This is a genomic window from Veillonella parvula DSM 2008, from assembly GCF_000024945.1.
In the GTDB taxonomy this organism is placed as follows: domain Bacteria; phylum Bacillota; class Negativicutes; order Veillonellales; family Veillonellaceae; genus Veillonella; species Veillonella parvula.
In genome coordinates this window covers 2020248-2039033 of sequence record NC_013520.1, presented here as the reverse complement: position 1 = coordinate 2039033, position 18786 = coordinate 2020248, and the positions used below count along the sequence as shown (strand labels likewise).

At 39.4% G+C, this 18786-nt stretch carries 19 protein-coding genes; 15 read left to right on the top strand and 4 right to left on the bottom strand.

Annotated features, from left to right (window positions below):
• Window positions 1–108: 108 nt before the first annotated feature.
• Entirely contained in the window at window positions 109–1431 is a 1323-nt protein-coding gene (gene pgtP, locus VPAR_RS09105) for a phosphoglycerate transporter protein PgtP (RefSeq protein WP_012864979.1), read from the bottom strand.
• A gap of 315 nt (window positions 1432–1746) precedes the next feature.
• Here pgtP and VPAR_RS09720 point away from each other — a divergent pair, with 315 nt between their 5' ends.
• Both VPAR_RS09720 and VPAR_RS09715 read left to right on the top strand, forming a co-directional pair.
• Window positions 1747–1938, top strand: a complete 192-nt coding sequence (locus VPAR_RS09720) for a P-type ATPase actuator domain-containing protein (protein ID WP_042466846.1) — start codon at window positions 1747–1749, stop codon at window positions 1936–1938.
• A 17-nt stretch (window positions 1939–1955) separates the two neighbouring features.
• Complete coding sequence (locus VPAR_RS09715) at window positions 1956–2216, top strand: hypothetical protein (RefSeq protein WP_042466845.1); 261 nt, start codon at window positions 1956–1958, stop codon at window positions 2214–2216.
• Window positions 2217–2402: 186 nt separating this feature from the next.
• Here the strand turns inward: VPAR_RS09715 and VPAR_RS09090 are convergent, their stop codons facing one another.
• Complete coding sequence (locus tag VPAR_RS09090) at window positions 2403–2993, bottom strand: nitroreductase (protein WP_012864978.1); 591 nt, start codon at window positions 2991–2993, stop codon at window positions 2403–2405.
• 380 nt (window positions 2994–3373) lie between these two features.
• Between VPAR_RS09090 and VPAR_RS09085 the strand changes: the two genes are divergently transcribed.
• The 11 genes from VPAR_RS09085 to VPAR_RS09035 all read left to right on the top strand — a co-directional run bounded on the left by VPAR_RS09085 (window position 3374) and on the right by VPAR_RS09035 (window position 15762).
• The gene (locus VPAR_RS09085; RefSeq protein WP_012864977.1) at window positions 3374–3892 is read left to right on the top strand and encodes a MarR family winged helix-turn-helix transcriptional regulator; all 519 of its coding nucleotides are present in this window, start codon (window positions 3374–3376) and stop codon (window positions 3890–3892) included.
• A 154-nt stretch (window positions 3893–4046) separates the two neighbouring features.
• A complete protein-coding gene (locus VPAR_RS09080) occupies window positions 4047–4445 on the top strand; it encodes a hypothetical protein (RefSeq protein WP_012864976.1) in 399 nt (132 codons plus the stop codon).
• A gap of 89 nt (window positions 4446–4534) precedes the next feature.
• Window positions 4535–5305, top strand: a complete 771-nt coding sequence (locus VPAR_RS09075) for a carboxymuconolactone decarboxylase family protein (RefSeq protein ID WP_012864975.1) — start codon at window positions 4535–4537, stop codon at window positions 5303–5305.
• A 9-nt stretch (window positions 5306–5314) separates the two neighbouring features.
• Window positions 5315–5941, top strand: coding sequence for a site-2 protease family protein (locus VPAR_RS09070; RefSeq protein WP_012864974.1), 627 nt, complete (start codon window positions 5315–5317; stop codon window positions 5939–5941).
• 379 nt (window positions 5942–6320) lie between these two features.
• Window positions 6321–6554: a (2Fe-2S)-binding protein gene (locus VPAR_RS09065; RefSeq protein WP_004698293.1), complete on the top strand. Its 234-nt coding sequence runs from the start codon at window positions 6321–6323 to the stop codon at window positions 6552–6554.
• A gap of 282 nt (window positions 6555–6836) precedes the next feature.
• On the top strand, window positions 6837–7982 hold the full coding sequence (locus VPAR_RS09060; RefSeq protein WP_012864973.1) for a glycoside hydrolase family 3 N-terminal domain-containing protein: 1146 nt from the start codon (window positions 6837–6839) through the stop codon (window positions 7980–7982).
• 142 nt (window positions 7983–8124) lie between these two features.
• A complete protein-coding gene (gene fucO / locus VPAR_RS09055; protein WP_012864972.1) occupies window positions 8125–9276 on the top strand; it encodes a lactaldehyde reductase in 1152 nt (383 codons plus the stop codon).
• A 298-nt stretch (window positions 9277–9574) separates the two neighbouring features.
• Window positions 9575–11119: a ClC family H(+)/Cl(-) exchange transporter gene (locus VPAR_RS09050; protein WP_012864971.1), complete on the top strand. Its 1545-nt coding sequence runs from the start codon at window positions 9575–9577 to the stop codon at window positions 11117–11119.
• Window positions 11120–11171: 52 nt separating this feature from the next.
• Window positions 11172–11621: a GNAT family N-acetyltransferase gene (locus tag VPAR_RS09045; protein WP_012864970.1), complete on the top strand. Its 450-nt coding sequence runs from the start codon at window positions 11172–11174 to the stop codon at window positions 11619–11621.
• A 25-nt stretch (window positions 11622–11646) separates the two neighbouring features.
• The gene (locus VPAR_RS09040) at window positions 11647–12441 is read left to right on the top strand and encodes a sulfite exporter TauE/SafE family protein (protein ID WP_042466843.1); all 795 of its coding nucleotides are present in this window, start codon (window positions 11647–11649) and stop codon (window positions 12439–12441) included.
• A gap of 498 nt (window positions 12442–12939) precedes the next feature.
• A complete protein-coding gene (locus VPAR_RS09035) occupies window positions 12940–15762 on the top strand; it encodes an FAD-binding and (Fe-S)-binding domain-containing protein (RefSeq protein ID WP_012864968.1) in 2823 nt (940 codons plus the stop codon).
• A gap of 263 nt (window positions 15763–16025) precedes the next feature.
• On the opposite strand, the gene VPAR_RS09635 is transcribed toward VPAR_RS09035, so the two are convergent.
• Window positions 16026–16100, bottom strand: a complete 75-nt coding sequence (locus VPAR_RS09635; RefSeq protein ID WP_229039624.1) for a type I toxin-antitoxin system Fst family toxin — start codon at window positions 16098–16100, stop codon at window positions 16026–16028.
• Between the two features lie 118 nt (window positions 16101–16218).
• Here VPAR_RS09635 and VPAR_RS09030 point away from each other — a divergent pair, with 118 nt between their 5' ends.
• Window positions 16219–16866 (top strand): tetratricopeptide repeat protein, encoded by a 648-nt coding sequence (locus tag VPAR_RS09030; protein ID WP_012864967.1) that lies wholly within the window; start codon window positions 16219–16221, stop codon window positions 16864–16866.
• Between the two features lie 257 nt (window positions 16867–17123).
• Here VPAR_RS09030 and VPAR_RS09020 read toward each other — a convergent pair whose 3' ends face one another.
• Complete coding sequence (locus VPAR_RS09020; RefSeq protein ID WP_042466936.1) at window positions 17124–17501, bottom strand: type II toxin-antitoxin system HicB family antitoxin; 378 nt, start codon at window positions 17499–17501, stop codon at window positions 17124–17126.
• A gap of 280 nt (window positions 17502–17781) precedes the next feature.
• Here VPAR_RS09020 and VPAR_RS09015 point away from each other — a divergent pair, with 280 nt between their 5' ends.
• Window positions 17782–18681, top strand: a complete 900-nt coding sequence (locus VPAR_RS09015) for a DUF3829 domain-containing protein (protein ID WP_012864965.1) — start codon at window positions 17782–17784, stop codon at window positions 18679–18681.
• Window positions 18682–18786 lie beyond the last annotated feature (105 nt).

Below are 18786 nucleotides of genomic sequence, written 5' to 3'. Positions count from 1 at the left end.
ATAATTAAACTCCCCTAGTAATCATAAGTATTACTAGGGGAGTTTTGTATATACAACAGTGAGTTGTACAGTACGTATTTATACATTACGTATTATACAGTACATATTCTATTGTTGTCCTTTGTCTCCAAGGGTGAGGAGTAGGAATACGATGGATAGGATACATGCACCAACGAGGGCAATGAAACCACCATCCCAACCGTAGAGGTCAACCATGAGACCCATGAAAGCACCAGCACCGGCAGAACCGATGAGGTAACCAAGAAGGCCTGTAAGGCCAGTAGCACCACCTGTTGCTACGCGTGGCACCATATCTGCTGCTTGAAGGCCAATCATCATAACAGGACCGTAGATGAGGAAGCCGATAGCGATGAGTGCTAAGTTATCGATGAGAATATTGCCCGCAGGGTTAAACCAGTACACGAGGATTGCCAAGATAACGAATAACATAAAGCAAATCGTAGCTGGAGCACGACGGCCACGGAATACGCGGTCACTCAAGTAGCCACTTACGAGCATGCCTGGAATACCGGCCCATTCGTATAAGAAGTAAGCCCAACGGGAACCTTCTTTTGTGAAGCCTTTCACAGCGGTTAAATAGGTTGGTGCCCAGCTAACTACGCCGTAACGGATGAAGTATACAAAAATGTTTGCAATCGCAAGATACCATAAGTATTTATTATGCAAAATATATTTGTAGAAGATTTCTTTGAAAGTACTTTTTTCTTCATTTGCTGTATGTGTATGAACTACTTCATGTTTGTATTCTTCGATAGGCGGTAAGCCACAGGATTGAGGCGTATCTTTCAACAATACAAAGGTAATAATCGCTAACACGATAGAGATAAGGGCAGGGAAGAAGAAGATACTATGCCATGTACCGAATAGGTAGATGCCAAGCGTAGCAAGAGGAGCGATGATGCCGCCACCTAGGTTGTGGGAAACGTTCCACCAGGACCACCAAGCACCGCGTTCGGAACGGGAGAACCAAGTTACCATGTTTTTCGCATATGGAGGGTAGCCCATACCTTGGAACCAACCGTTTAATAAGGCAAGAACGCACATGATAGGAATACTGCTCATAACACCTGGTAAGGTGCCGAATAATAACATAACTAAAGCACTAAGCAATAGACCTACTGTGGAGAAGTATTTTGGGTTAGAGCGGTCAGACGCATTACCCATAACAAATTTACTTACGCCGTAAGCTACGGATAAGATGGTCATAACTATACCGAGATCCGCTTTGGTGTAGCCGTACTCAGCAATCATGTACGGAACAGCTAAACTAAAGTTTTGACGGATCAAATAGAATGTAGCATAACCAATAAATGTACCTGCAAAGACTTCGCGACGAAGACGTTTGTAGGTGGAATCGATTTGCGCCTCAGGTAAACGTTCAATATGAGGAGCAGGAGAGAAAATCGACATCGTTACACATCCTTTCTACAACATGTCATTTGTAATAATACCATGTAGGGTATGTAGTCGACTATACTTAATTTTCTATTATAATAAATAGTTATTAGAAAACTGTATTATGGATAGTATTGATTAGGTTGAAATAGTATTGAATAGGTTGAAAATATCAAAATATCTTCTATGTAAAAATTATTAATTTGTAAATATATATATATGAATAACTGTTCATGCATTTGCGTAATGAGGCTATGCATGAATAATATAATCTCATTGAATCCGCATTTTTCCTGTACTTTTGAGTATATATGAATAATTGTACATATTTTGTTATTGACACAAGGTAATGCGAAAATCGTTAGCTTGGCTGACCGTTGGGCCACATGGATTGTAGTGATTGCGTTATTAGCCGCGGTTGGCACCTATGTGGTAACTGGAGAAATCATTCGTGCCGTAACCATCCTCGTTATGTTCTGTCCTTGTGCTCTCGTATTGGCAACGCCGGCAGCGATAATGTAAAGGAAATTCCTCACTTAGTGGCATTATCTAAACGCATGATGACTACTATTAAAATTAATCTTTCTTTCTCCTTGCTTTTGAATTTCGTAGCTATCATCTTGGCAATGGTTGGTACTTTATCTCCAGTGTGGGGGGCCCTTGTTCATAACGGAGGGAGCCTTCTCGTAGTTGCAAACTCTGCATTACTATTGCGTTGGGCTTACAAATCTAATTACATAGTAGATGATGATCATTCCGTTCTCATGAACGTAGCTCGTAAACGCGTGTTTGAGGCTTAATAGTAGTTCATTATAAATATAAGTATGGAGTGTGTGTATCGATTTGATTACTAAATCGATGAGCGTTAAAAAATAATATAGTCAATAAAAAGCGCTATCTATCCCTAAGGAAACTCAAATAGAGTTGTGGGATAGATAGCGCTTTTGTTTCACTTATAGTATGAAATCGATGGTTTCCAGTGTTGATTAATCAATATATGTTACAGGATAACCTTTGGCTTCGATTTCACGGCGGTTAAGACCATTTGGTAGATCTGGGTAGCCGATAGAGAGGCTAGCGTAGACTTTTTCGTCTTCGCTAAGACCTAGTTCACGCATTTTGGCTTGGATGCGTTCATTATCTTGAAGATGACGGATTTGGTTAACCCAGCAACTACCAAGGTCAAGTTCATTGCAGGCAAGCATCATGTTTTGCATAGCACATGACACGTCAGCAAAGTTGTTGGCATAACTTGGTTTACTAGCCAATACGATGAGTACAGGCGCTCCATAGTTGAATACGAATTTGCCTTCGGCGGACATCTTAATGATATTCACCATGTAAGATAAAGTATTTTCTGTAATCGGCATTTTGCCGTATTCTTCTTGAACGAGTGTTACTAGTTCTTGAAGTACATCTTGGTTTGTAATGACCATGAAATGTGTTAATTGTGTATTACCGCCAGATGGAGCGCGGCGACCTGCGTCGAGCACTTGATCGATGAGCTTTCTAGATACTTGATCTGCTTTAAATTTACGTGTACTATGACGAGTTTTGATGCACTCTAAGGTGTTCATATAGGCCTCCTATTATAAGTTAGCTTTGATATAGAATTTCTTTTATTATACTACAAGGAAGGACCTAGTAGGGGGCGTATTTTTACTAAGTCATTTATTAGGAGACGGGCCTGCAACAAAAGAAGATTTCATTGAAAACAGAAGTTATAACTTTCTAATTTAATATCAAATTAATTTATAAATAAAGTAACAGCTTTATGGTATGATTTTTACCCATAAATTCTATAGAAGCACCTAATTCTTAACGAATAAGAAAATAAATATTAATTAATTGACAAATTTAAAAATATCTGTTCAAAGTGGGCTTTTTGCGTTGACTGTTTACCGTAAAATTGTGTACAATTAATTAGTAGATAATTGTGTGCATATGGAGGTAGAATATGGCAGAAATTGGTGTACTTGAAGGGTACAAACATAAAGAAGATGTTCCTGATTCAGAATATTTAAGATTGGAAAATCAATTGAGCTTTCCACTCTATGTAGTGGCAAAGGAAATTGTTAATGCATATCGTAGTCACTTGGATCCTTTAAATTTGACATATACTCAATACATCGTAATGATGGCATTGTGGCAATATGGTGATTTATCCGTTAAGGAATTGGGACAAGTATTGCGCCTTGATTCCGGTACATTAACACCGCTTTTAAAGAAATTAGAAGCCAAAGCATTCTTGAAACGCAAACGCAGTCGTCAAGATGAACGCGTAGTTATGGTAACCCTTACTGATACGGGCAAAGCATTACGTGATGTAGCGGTTCATATACCACGCCGCTTGGCTGAAGCGTCAGGTCCTATATTTGACGTAGAAGAAACACGTCAATTGCGTATGTTGCTTAATAAATTACTAGAAGCAATCGATAACGCAAATGCAAAAACAGCAGAGAACATGAAGGGCTAATTTGATAGAACCTCATATGCATATATTCTGTAACCTTGGAAATCTAAAAATTTTATTAAAAATGTGATATACTATATATATAGCGTATTGTATTCAAGTCATGTGAGAGTATGACTGATTCGTGATTTGCCTTCGTGGCACAAAGGAGAGCATTATGAATAAAAATTTATTAGGTGCATTTGTATTAGCAGGTACATTATTAGTAGGTGGTGTTGCAAATGCAGCAAACTGGAATGGGTTAGCTAACTACCCAGAGGTTCCAAATAGTGCAAATGGTACAGAAACGTATTTCTTTGATAAAGCATCTGAGTTTAAAGGTATCGATAGCAGCCGTAACCATGTATTTGGTATTAATGTGATTAACATGCATAATAACCAATACGGAGAAGCTACATTATTCAAATATCTTGTTCATCCAAGCTTACATACTGTATATCGTTACGCTCCAGATGGTCAAGTTTACCAAATTCAACCTGGAACAAATGAGTTTAATATGTTCATGGCTGCTTGGAAAGAAGTATACGGCACAACTTTCGAATTCCCAGCGTTATAATTTGATGGCCCGTACCGTAATAATTACATAACTATTGCTGGTGAAAGCTCCTTTTGGGCTTTCACCAGTGTTGTTTATGGAGGTTTTTTATGTCTAAATCTGAATTTGCTCAAGCCTATACGGAGCGTATGTTCCCTGATATTGCAGCCCCAGCAGGTTATATTGATCCAGAGTTTGAAGTATTGTTTGATAATTTTGCCTTTGATGAAGTCATCACCGAAGAAGGCCGTAATGTACCGGCAAAGGATCGCTTCTTAGCCATTCTTGCTACATTAGTAGGCGCCTCCGCTGTTGATGAATATGCATTAATGCTACCGGCAGCATTAAACTTTGGTCTTATTCCTGATGAAGTGGTAGAGCTCATTTATCAAGCGGTGCCCTATCTTGGCATCGGACGTGTGCGCCCATTCTTTAAGGTGACCAATAAGATTTTTGACTATCGAGGAGAGGCTATTGTTGATCCATCTCGCAGCACTATTACTAGTGAGTCTCGTCTTGAAAAGGGCGTGGAGAAACAAGTGGAAATCTTCGGAGCGTCTATGCGCAATTCTTACCAAGAAGGGCCAGAAGATATTCGTCATATCAACAAATGGCTTGCCAATATGTTCGGCGATTACTATACGCGTAAAGGCCTTAGCGTGGCTCATCGTGAAATGATTACCTTCTGCTTCCTTGCGGCTCAAGGTGGCTGTGAAGCTCAACTCAAGGCTCATGTAGAAGGTAATTTGAACGTAGGGAACAGCAAACAATATTTGATTAATATCGCATCTCAATGCGTGCCGTATATCGGCTATCCCCGTACCTTAAATGCCCTTCGTTGCATTCAAGAAGGCTACACCGCATGGGAAGCTAAACAATAAAGGAGTTCTATGTTTGATTTAAATCCGGTTCAGATATTAGCAAGTATTCCTGCTATTATGATCGTTTTTTCTATCTTTGGATATGCAGAGGCAAAGGTAGCAACTTGGTTTGGTGATCCAACGCCACGTCTGGCGGGACGCCTCACATTATCACCAATGGCACACCTTGATCTAATTGGTATCATCTGTATTATTCTTGTTGGCTTTGGTTGGGCAAAACCTATGTCAATTAATCCATCTTACTTTAAAGATCCACGACGTGATATAAGCTTGCTTGCCTTTGCAGGTCCTGTGGCAGGTCTTATAGCAGGCTTTATATTCACCTTTATATATATGCTCCTTGGAAAATTAGGCCTCATGGAGTCCCAAGGTCTTGCCATGGTTATGCAATATATTATTTTATATAGTATTGGCTTATCAATCTTCTGTTTGATTCCGTTCCCACCATTGCCTGGTTTTAATATTATCTTGCCGTGGTTGCCTACAGAGTGGCAGATGAGATATTACCAATTAGGGATGCTTAATTTATTATTCTTTATCATCCTTATTAACACACCCATTATTTCCATGGTTATTCGTCCATTACAACAAACGATATTTAAAATCTACTTTGCCATTATTGGGCTCATACTATAATTATATTTTGTGAAAGTTTCTACCATAAAGATAATATCTTTATGGTAGTTTTTTATAGTTTATAGATAGATTTAGCTTATCTTTACATATAATGTATTTGTAAATTTTTTTCGTTTTTTATAGTAACAATTTTACTTTTGACTGTTCTTTGGATTTTATATTAAAAACTATCGATATAGTTCCTCAATTGTGTTATAATAAATACAGAAATCGTAAATTTTCGATATATTAATATTACAGTGTATTATTAGATACTATCGATAGAGTAAATTGATCCGCTACATCGATATGTAAATCAATACACTAAATCGACACGTAAATCGATATATAAAATCGATACAGTATATAGATATTCAAGTGAATAAAAGAGGAATTACATATGAATTTTGAAGAAAATCAAGTGCCAGAGGCGATTCTGGACAAACTTACAAAGGTGTGCACATGTCGTAGTATTACGCGCAAAACGATTAAAGAAGCCATTTTAGATGGTGCTCATACATTTCCACAAGTAAAAGAAGTGACTCGTGCTGGCACGGGCGCTTGCGGTGGTAAAGGCTGTGGGCCTCGTATCGTAAAGCTCTTAGCGGAAATGAAAGAGCAAGGCAAAATTTAATTTGCGAAATGTAACATACACATTTTATAGATCCAAAATGTAAGATACATAGTTTCCAATCCAAAATGTAAACTATAATGTTTACACAACAAAAATGAAACATATAAAGATTGTTATTTGATTCTCTCAATGGATATACCCGTTGGGTTTTCGAGTAACAATCTTTTTGTTTTGTAAGATGCATGTACTATACTGCTGCTTGTCGCGTATTGATTATGTTGGGCTCGTTTATATTTTTTGATATACTATACATACTACTTTTTAGAGATTTTGGAGGTATATATGTTTCGACGTTTCGTAGCAGCCACTATGATTGGTGCATTAGCACTCACAACAGGCTGCGGTTTACATAATCCATTTACTTCAAAGGCAGAGCCTGTGACCTATGAGTCTGTGGCACAAAGCGAACTTTCACCAGAGCAAAAGGTGGACAAGTTAGTGGCGAATATGTCCGATGCAGACAAGGTGGGTCAATTGTTGATGATTGGCATTCACGGAACAACGCTAAACGATGACGCTAAATTTATGCTCAACGAGTACCGTGTGGGCGGTATCATCTTGTTCGACCGTAACATGGAGTCCAAGGATCAAGTTAAAACGCTCATTACAGATATTAACAAGGCCGGTAAAAGCGCGGGTTTAACGCCATTGTTCCTCGGTATCGACCAGGAGGGCGGTGCGGTAGCGCGCATGGATGATAAGCTCATCAAGGTTCCTCCCGCTGAGGAGGTAGGCAAAATGCCCGTTGAGCAAGCTGTATCCTTGGCAAAACAGTCTGGTGCAGAACTAAAAGACTTGGGATTCAATATTAATTTTGCTCCTGTGGCGGATTTGGGATTAACTTATGGTCGTTCTTATAGTACGAGTCCTGACGAGGTCGTTCGCTATGCAGGCGCCGTTGGCAAGGCTTATGATGAAGCGGGCTTATGGTATTCTTATAAGCACTTTCCGGGTATTGGTAAGACTGATGTAGACTTGCACGCGGACACAAGTATCGTTCCTGTATCTAAAGAAACATTGCTTTCAGAGGACACAAAGGTATTTATAGACCTTATCAAACAGTCTAAACCGAATACCTATACAATCATGGTGTCTCATGCGATGTACCCACAAATCGATCCAGATCATCCTGCTAGTTTATCGAAAGCGATTATTACGGATTGGTTGCGCAAGGACATAGGCTATAATGGCGTTGTCGTAACGGACGATATGGACATGGGTGCCCTCGCAAAACACTATACTTTTGGTGATATGGCAGTGCAATCCATCCTCGCAGGTAGCGACATCTTGCTCGTATGTCACGAATACGAACACATGCAAGAGGCTTACAATGGCCTTATGAAAGCCGTGAAAGACGGTCGCATCTCGAAAGAACGACTCGATGAATCGGTGAAACGAATCTTGCTTATGAAAATGAGCAAAATTTAGAATCATTACAATAGAAAAATATATAGTGTATACATAACGAGCTTTCAAGGATTTTATTAAACCGATAGAGAATTAATAGGTAAAGTGATTCTCTGTCGGTTTATTTTTTATTGTATAGTTTGTTTTGTTAGGAGTGAAGTATATGGCTCGCAGAATTATGTTGAACGGTACGTCCTATTTTGGACAAGGCGCGATTCAGGAGGTTGTGAACGAAATTAAGAATCGTCATTTCAAAAAAGCCCTCGTTACATCTACGCCTGATTTATTTGAATTTAAAGTGGCTACTAAGGTAACAGATTTACTTGATGCGGCAGGCATCGATTATGAAATCTACGACGGTATCAAACCAAATCCTACCATCGAAAACGTAACGGCTGGTGTTGAGGCTTGTAAGGCGGCTGGTGCCGATGTTATCGTTGCTGTTGGTGGCGGTAGTCCAATCGATACAAGTAAAGCGATTGCTACGATTATTACGAACCCTGAGTTCGCCGATGTGCGCAGCCTTGAAGGTTTAGCGCCTACTAAAAACCCTTGCTTACCAATTATCGCTGTTACTACTACCTCTGGTACGGCAGCAGAAGTTACTATTAACTATGTTATTACGGATGTTGAAAAGAATCGCAAATTCGTTTGTGTTGATCCTCATGACATTCCAATCGTTGCCATCGTGGATCCTGATATGTCCGCGTCTATGCCAAGAGGTCTTTGCGCTGCCACAGGTATGGATGCCCTCGTACACGCCGTAGAAGGTTATATCACAAAAGGTGCATGGGAGCTAACTGATATGCTCCATTTGAAAGCTATCGAAATCATCGGTCGTTCCTTGCGCAGTGCTGTGGCTGGCGATTATGCAGGCCGTGAAGCTATGTCTTTAGGTCAATACATTGCAGGCATGGGCTTCTCCAACGTAGGTCTCGGCATCGTTCACTCCATGGCGCATCCATTGAGTGCTGTGTACGATATCCCTCATGGCAAGGCTTGTGCGATGTTGTTAACAGCGGTATTGAAATTCAATGCTCCTGCTACCGGTGAAAAATATCGTGAAATCGCGCGTGTTATGGGCGTTCCGCATGTAGATACTATGGATGAAAGTACCTATCGTCAAGCGGCTATCGACGTAATTCAAAAATTAGCTGATGACGTAGGCATTCCTAAATCCCTTAGCGAAGCGGGCGTGAAACGAGAAGATATTCCATTCCTCGCTGAATCTGCTTTCAATGACGCATGTACACCTGGCAACCCACGAGATGCATCTAAGGAAGAAATCATCGCTATCTATGAATCCATATTCTAATTAGCGTCTTTACATATTTCAAATGCCTCCGAATGTGTAAAGAAAATACATTTACACACTTGTTTAACAAAACTAGCCATCTCTTTTTAGAGGTGGCTAGCTTTGTGTTTAAAGCGCTATCTATTGTTTTGTGACTCGGACCTTTGATCTCGTGTTCCGTGAGAAAGCTATTTTTATACGTAATCCTTTCTTGAAAATGGTGGTTTACATAAGTATACTAAGGATATGAATGCATAGTTCGTGTAGACCTATGTCGGCAGAGGAAAGGTTGGTTTTGGTCACTGCTAAGGAGGATGTTATGAAATTATGGAAATTTAATAAGCGTAGTTCTACCTTGGCAGATATGTCTATGAATCGCGTACTTTTAACGGAGCTCATTGCAAAGGGGGCTCTTGTTGGGGTGATTGCCGGCTTTTTTGGGGCATCATACCGTTATTTGATACTTGAATCAGAGCATATTAGGTGGCATCTGATGGAAGGCATTACCATGGAATGGGCCATAGGTTGGCTTGTGGCAATGGTCATTTTTGCGTTTATCGTAGATCGATTGCTAGCGTGGGCGCCATTGTCTGGTGGTTCTGGTATCCCGCAAATCGAAGGGGAAATGCTTGGACTCTTTGATATGAAGCCCTATCGGACACTAGTATCTAAAATGATTGGTGGCGTACTGACCGGCTTTGCAGGATTTTCCGTAGGTCGTGAAGGGCCAGCCGTACAGATTGGCGGCTCTGCTGGGAAGATTGTGTCCTACTGGATGAATTCGGGGCTACGAGAACAGCGTATTTTGACATCCGCAGGTGCTGGGGCAGGCTTAACAGCTGCTTTTAGTGCGCCCGTATCGGGGGCGATGTTCGTCTTTGAAGAGGTACATAAAAGCTTTTATCCGTATCTCGTTGTACCAACTTTCGTGGCAACTTTGATTTCTAACTATATTACGGTTAGTATCTTTGGACTTACACCAGCACTGGGGTTTACGGTGACTTCAGGGGTTCCTCTTGAATATTTTCCGATACTGCTCATGGTGGGTGTTATCATGGGGCTATGTGGCGTGTTATTCTGCCGTATGATTTTTGCTTTCAAGAGGTTCTTTGACTGGCTCAAATGTTCTCGATTCTTGAAATTAGTCCTTACCTTTGTGGCAGTGGCAGCCATTGGCTTTGATTCGCAGCTCCTCTTGGGTGGGGGCAATGACCTTGTGGGTCAGCTTGCCTTTCAATCTCATGGCGTATTGCTCTTAGGTGGCATCGTATTAGGCAAGATTTTACTTACCACCTTCTGCTATGGCAGTGGTGCTCAAGGGGGCATATTTTTGCCTATGCTCGTAATTGGTGCCGCAACAGGTGCTTTTTGTGAAAGCTTACTTTCAACCTTAGGACTTATTTCTCCTGATTTTGTACCACAGTTCGTTATCTGTGCCATGGGTGGCATGTTAGCGGCCGCTATGCGGACCCCAATTTTGGCGATTTTGCTCGTTCTTGAAATGACGGATAGTTTCTCTAATATTTATGCTATCGGTATCGTTACGCTCGTGGCCTATCTTGTGGCGGAGCTTTTAAAAGAACCGCCGATTTACGATTCCTTGTTGCAAGCCATGAGTGGTCAAAGCAATCTAGAATCGGTGCAAACCTTCTTTCAAACGAAGGTGCCTGTGGTGGCAAACTATACAGATGTACAATTACAAGATTTGGCCTTGCCAGATGGGACGCTCATCGTAAGCATTCGTCGCAACGGCACATACATTGTGCCCCTTGGTGATGTGAAGCTCGAGCCAGGCGATGAATTACAAGTCTCCTGTGAACGTGGCCGATTGAAGGCGGCTAAGGAATTTTTCCAATCAAATTAGTCATTATATCTAAAGCTAATCGTTGATTCGTGGTATATATTAGGAGTAGTTTATGAAAATTGTGAAAGCTACTGAGTCAGATGTATTGGATCTGTACCGTTTGCAATTGCTTACATTTGAAAGCGAAGCGGAGATGATTGGAAGTCGAATGGTTCCTGCATTGATGGAGTCGGAAGAGGAGTTTAAAGCTACTTTCACCCAATGGCATACCTATAAACTGGTAGATGATGGGGGAAGAATCATCGGAGGTATTCGCTATCAATATGACGATGGCGTGGTAGAGGTCGGTCGCTTGATGGTGCATCCAAACTATCGGCAACAAGGGTTGGCTCGGAAGTTATTAGTATTCGTAGATGAACAATGCAGTCAAGACCGGCGTGTATTATATACATGTACGAAAAGCTGGATCAATATAAAGTTATATACAAAAATGGGGTATAAAGCCGTTAGAGAAATACAGGATGAAACGGGATTATCTTTTGTATATATGGAGAAACAATAATTCAAATGGCATGGGAGGTCTTAATGTGATTGATAATATAGTGGTATTCTATATATTCTTTACCATAGTTGGCTTTTTAGCAGCTATGATTGGTACCATCATCGGTGCCGGTGGGGGCCTTGTGTTTGTGCCTCTCTTTATGTACTGGTTCCCAGAGTGGTCTCCATCTATGGTCGTAGGAACATCGCTTTTTTCTGTTATGTGTAATGCCATTTCTGGATCTATAGCGTATCTTAAGCAAAAAAAGGTATACATTAACGCTGCTATCATCTTTAGTCTTGCTACCTTTCCGGGGGCTATTTTAGGTGCCCAAATGTCTGGATGGTTCTCTGGTAAAGGCTTTATGTTTGCCTTTGGATGCTTTATGCTGTGTGCATCCGTATTGATTGGTTTTAAAAATTTTAGAAAAGGGGAAAGAAAGGAAGAAAGCCTTACTCTTGAGCAGTTGAGCTATAGTAAACCTATCGGTATTAGTATTAGCTTTTTTGTTGGCTTTATTTCGAGTATCTTTGGTATAGGTGGTGGCCTCATCCATGTGCCGGCTTTGATTTATCTCATGGGCTTTCCTACCCATATGGCAACGGCTACAAGTCAATCTATTCTCGCCGTATCAACAACGGTGGGGGTTATTACACATTTAATTGAAAGCCACATCATATTTAGTATTGCTATTCCTACAAGTATTGGCGCTATCTTTGGTGCTCAAGTAGGTGCTCGTATTGCAAAACGTCTCAAAGCAAAAGCTATCCTCGCCCTCATGAGCATAGCTGTCTTTGCATTGGCGGTACGCCTCATTCTTAAATCTGGTATTTTGGGATAATATGGTTTTATAATTAATCTATCTTTAATAAGCATAATTTAGTAAAGCTCTCTAATGGTGATTCGTAAGCGTTTATCATTAGAGGGCTTTCTGTATTTTCAGCATTTTATAAAAGGGTATAACTAAAAGTCATAGAGAACTATAAATGAGAATGAAAAATTTAAAATATATAAATCATACTATTTTTATGCATAATGTTAGTAATGTATTTACTATAGAATTATAGGTAGTACGAATCGTTATTTAGAGAGGTTTTAGCATATAATTACTGACTATATCTATACATGCTTAATAAATAAGGATTCTTGATTGTATATGAGGAAAAATGGGTACATGATAATGCTAATGAGATGTACTTTCAACTGAGGGAATAAAAGAGTAATGCATATCGATTTTTATTAGAAGAGATATAAATTATGCATAATTATAGTGAGGAGAATGAGAACGGCGTATACTAAAAGTAATAGATTCCTTAAGAAAGGATAGGAGGAAATAGAAGTGAGTACACTTATTAGAGATTATGAACGTTTTGCCAAGGAGGCAAATGAGATCTGTAAAGGTCGCGTATACACCGATCATTTACGTCGTTATGCATATGGCGTTGATGCGTCTTGCTATAGCTATTTACCAAAGGTAGTTGTTAAAGCTGAAGATGAACGAGAAGTAAGACGACTTATTCGTTTGTGTCAACAATGTGGGACACCATTTACATTCCGTGCGGCCGGCTCCTCTTTGTCTGGTCAATGCTCCAGTGAAGATGTGCTCATCGTATGTAATGATGGCTTCAAGAAAATGGAAGTTATTGATGATGGGAAAGCCTTGAAATGTGAATGCGGTGTTATCGGTTCCGATGCGAATGATTTATTGAAACCGTACAATCGTAAAATTGGTCCAGATCCTGCAACGCTTGCCACAGCATTAGTAGGTGGTATCTTGAATAATAACTCCTCTGGTATGTGCTGTGGTACGGCGCAAAACTCTTATAAAACAATTCGGTCCATTCGCGTTGTATTATTAGATGGCTCCATCCTTGATACGTCTGACCAAAAGAGTATTAATCAATTTCTTAAAGAAAAACCTCAAATGGTAGAGGATATCTTACAATTGCGTAAGGATATTTTGGCCGATGAAGAATTGACACACTTGATTCACCATAAGTACAAAATCAAAAACACCACAGGTTACGGCTTGAACTCCCTTGTTGATTTTGAAGATATTATCGATATCATCAACCACTTGTTCATCGGTTCTGAAGGTACATTAGGTTTCGTGTCTGAAATCGTATATAACACTGTTGAGGACGTACCGTATAAAGGCTGCGGTCTCATGTTCTTTAAAACATTGAATGACGCATCTCTTGCTGTTGTAGCCTTGGCTAATATGGGTCGTGACAAGGTTGTTGCTGCGGAAATGATGGACTATCAATCCCTTAAGGCCGTTCAAGCGCTAGACAATGTGCCTGACTTCGTTCGCGAAGTTCCTGAAGGTACAAGTGCTATTTTGTTCCAAACTGAAAGCTACTCCAAAGAAACTGTCGATGAAAACTTAGCTTTTATTAAAGATAAATTGAAAGATATTCCAACAGCTATTCCAAGTCTTTACTCCCAAGATCCTAAAGAATACGATTCTTGGTGGGCTATCCGTAAAGGCATTTTGCCAATCGTTGGTGGTCAACGTAGAAAAGGCACCACTGTTATTACAGAAGACGTATGTTTCCAAATCGAAGACTTCACTAAGGGCATCGAAATGCTTACCGAATTATTCCATAAATACGATTTCGTAGACGGTGGCGTGATCTTTGGCCATGCGTTATCTGGTAATGTTCACTTTAACATTACACCTGACTTCAGCGATCCTAAAGATACTAAGAACTTCGGTGACTTGGTAAAAGAAATGTCTGAACGCGTCTCTGGCTTCGGTGGTTCTTTAAAAGCTGAACATGGTACAGGCCGTATGGTGGCACCGTTTATTGAAATGGAATGGGGGCGTAAAGCGTACGAAATCAATCGTCGTATTAAAGCTATCTTTGACCCTGAACGTATCTTGAATCCTGATGTTATCATTACTGATGACCCAGATGTGTATAAGAAAAATCTTAAAGCTCAATGCGTTATCGATGATGCTTTTACAATCTGTATGGAATGTGGTTTCTGTGAAAAACATTGTCCAAGCCGAAATTTAACATTGACTCCTCGTCAACGTATTGCATTGTTGCGTGAAACAAAACGCCTTGAAAACGAAGGCAATTTCACATTGGCTGCGGAACTTAAAAAAGGCTATGAATATTTTGGTGTAGATACCTGTGCTGCGTGCTCCATGTGTAAAGGTCTTTGCCCACTCAGTATCGATACTGCTCAAATTGCATTATCCATGCGCCGCATCGATCCTCCAGCACCGGAATTAGCTAAGAAGATTTACGATAATTTCCCTACTACACTTCAAATGGCTCGTGCCGGAGTAAGTCTTGAAGGTATTGCAGGTTCTATTGTTACACAAAAAGCGATTTCTAAGATTACAGAAGGCTTACATGGTGTAACAGGTATTACTCCGTACATTCCTAAGACTACACCTAAGGCCAATCGTTACAGATTGAGAAGCCGTATTAAACCGACTAATTTTGAAAAGGTTGTATACTTTAGTACTTGTGCGAACCGCGCCTTCAAACCTAATCAAGGTTACGATGATGAACGCAGCTTGCAACAAGTAGTGGAAAGCCTTTGCAACAAGGCCCATATCGATATTATCTACCCTCAACATATCGAAAACCTCTGCTGTGGCTTGAGTTTTGAAAACTATGATGACGTTCATGAGCGTGCTGTTAAGGACTTACACGATGCATTGATGCAAGCATCTCAAAACGGTAAATATCCAATCGTGATCGATCATAGTGCATGTTTCAACCATGCTTTCAAACACATGCCAGACTTAGAAATCAACGATATTTCTGAATTCTTGTGTAAATACGTTGTGCCTCATCTCGATATTGAAAAATGTGATGAACGGGTCATCGTACACAAACAATGTAAGATTAAATCCTTGAATAAATCTCAATATATTGAAGATTTGGTTCGTCTATGCACAGACCATGTATTTAACATTAAATCTTTTGCATGCGATGGCTTTGCTGGTCAAAAAGGGTTCTTCACACCAGAACTTAATAAATCTGCTACCAAAGACCTTGCTGCTGAAATCGCTGAATACGGTGCAACACTAGGCGTAAGCTCCAGCTCTACCTGTGAAATCGGTCTTGGTGAAAGCGGTGGCATCCCATTCGTTGGTGTTGCATTCCTATTAGATCGTTGTTCTAAGGCTAAGAAATAAGTCTTGTATATCTATTGCTATTTACGTTAACGTTGCTAGTAGTTTATGTTAAAGTAACTGGTAGTTTATATTAATGTTGCTTTAATATTGCTCGCAAATTATGTTAAAACTAGTAATAGTTTTTTAGGGGTTTTATGAGATTTATTTCTAATTCTTTATTTTTCTAAGAAATGTGGTATACTAAACGTAGGTAGTAGAGTGTATGAAATTACCTGCAATATAACCAAAAAAAAGGACGAGTGGCAGCTCGTCCTTTTTCTTGCTTATTTTTTGTTTTTATTGTTAAGCCAGTAGCTGTAGGTAGTTACAACTAAGGCAACAATAATAGGGGCAAGCAAGGTGCCCCAGAGTGCATAAAACAGCTCCTGCAATATACCACCTCCTTTCGGGAGGTATTTTATATTATATCATCATGCTAAGGAGTCTTGTATATAATTAATGATCGGAGAATTCTTAATGAAGAAATTTGTGCTTTTCTTTCTTTTAATAATAGCTCTTACGGGATGTGGATTGAATCAAAATACGAATAGTAATAAAACAGAATCAAATGTAACTAGTTCTGCTACTGCAACTGGTTCCTCTACATCTGCTGCGGGAAACAGCCAAGCGACTACCAAGCAAGATGACCATCTAATTACAGCAAAGCAAGCCTTATCTGCTGGTGAGTATTCGAAAGCCATAGAGGAAGCCACTGCGTCTATTAAACAAGATGCTAACAACGGAGAAGCCTATTCTGTACGCGGCTTTGCAACAGCATTAAATGGTGATGCGGCTAAAGGGTTGACAGATACTAAAAAGGCTTATGATTTAGATCCTAGCAATGTGGCTAATTACTATAACATGGCCATGGTCTATAAATTGCAAGGTCAGTTAAACGATTCTAAACAATGGTTTGAAAAGGTATTGGAAAAGGACCCTAGTAACACTTGGTCTGTGTATGGTATTGCTACTATTTATGCAGACCAAGGGGAAGATACTAAGGCTCTTGATTGGCTAGAAAAGGCTATAAACATTGATCCTTCTGTAAAAGCTGTTGCAGCCGAACAAGACCATTTTGAACGCTTTCACAATAATAGGCGATTTAAAACATTGGTTGGATTGTAGATATGGATGTGAAACAGATGATTCGCCTTATTATAAAGGTGATAGGATTTATATATTGGCTTGTTTTTCTATACCTTGGTGGTCTAGTGGTCGTAGACTGGTCAGGGTTTATGTCCCAACATAATATAGAAACACCCCTATTCCTTACATATTTGGTGTTTGTAGGTTGTTTTGTAACGCCGTATATTATGCTGTACTGGAAGAGGCTAAATCCTAATGTGAAAGCTCTATTTTTGCTGAGCAATTGATGATGTAAATTACATTGTTTTCTCTACTAATGCTTCTTGTAAAAGTTGAGAAAAATTAATTCCTTTAGCTAATGCTCTATCGTTTAGCCAGGCAGGAATCGTTAGGGTTTTCTTTACGGATTTACTGTTTTTAGCTAAATCAATATCTGTTTGAACTAATGTAGGATATGTTGTTTCGGTACATGGTAAGCTGCGAATAGATGTGGGGGTAGGTAGAGTTTGTCCATCTTCTAAAGCGCCTAATATATAGAGTTCCATAGCCTCTTGTGCATTGGTTATTAATTCTGTTAGTGTTGAGCCGGTGCTACTAGTGTATTCGAGATCTGGAAATTCGGCCCAGAAACCATCGGCATCATCATGGATTATAGCAGGGTATATAAATTTCATAGGTCCTCCTAATAGTAAATCCTTATCCTTCATATTCTCTCCTTTTATAGTAACACGTGTATACGTATAAAACAATTATTAGGAGTTATACATTCTTATTTATAGTCTAACAGTATATAAAGGAAAATAGGGGTGACCAATGGTCACCCCTGATTCTATTAGTCACTTGACAAAATTGATACATGACTTTTATATATTAATCCTATTCATAAAAATCATATTAGTATATAATTAATATGTATAAATTAGGTTGTGTATTGATGAAAGGAGAGGATTCATCATGAAACCATTTGGTAAAAGGGTAGCAATGGCTGTGTTGTGTGCGGCGACATTGACATCCCCATTTTTTTTGAGCGGTTGTAGTATGTCAGAACTATGGCAGGGTACTGAACAGAGCCGTAAGGAAATTGCGCAACGGTCTGAGCAAGATCAGGTGCAGTTATTTAATCAATATGTGAAAGCTGTAAGCCGATACAATCGCATGGCTGTAATGTTTGATTATGCGAATACGCCAACTCTTAATGAGTTAAAAGCTGGGCAGCATTTAACTGTATTTAATGCGCCGAACTTTAAGCAGCTACAAAAAGAATTAGAAGAGGCTAAGCAAGCCGGTATTCCTTATGATGAAATGAAGGAGCCTTTAGATAAGTTGCTTTCAAAATTGAATGAAATTACACCGGTGGCCGAAGAGCTCGATGCATACTATAAATCTAAAGGGTATACCACAGATAACTATGCTAAGGAGCAACAATTAGGTCCTAAATATGTTCAATTGTATGAACAATTTGTTCCTATTTATGCTGACTTTGATAATGTTATGCATAAAATCAATACGGACCGCTTGCAACAACGGTTACAACAATTGCGTGATGCAGGCAAGAAAAATGCAGCTGCAGCACAAGAGGTTCATTTGCGACTTACTGCGGTCCTAGAAAAGATCGATAGTGAAAAACAATTAGATGTAAATGCTATCAATCAAGAGTTGCAAGCTATTGGTGATGTATCAAATGGCATTACTAGTCCTAAGTATGATTCTGTTAAAACCTCTGTAAACTCTACAATTGGGGCAATCCGTACCTATATGGGTTCAAAACAAGATAATGACTATAATCGTATGATTGAGGCCTATAACCATTACATTTCTAATCTGAATACGACCAATATGAATGAGTTAGATTAAAATAAATTAGATTAAAATAAGTTAGATTAATACGTTTATATAAAAGAAAGCTGTATCAAATGAGAATGTCATTTGATACAGCTTTTTAGTTGATATATAGGATAT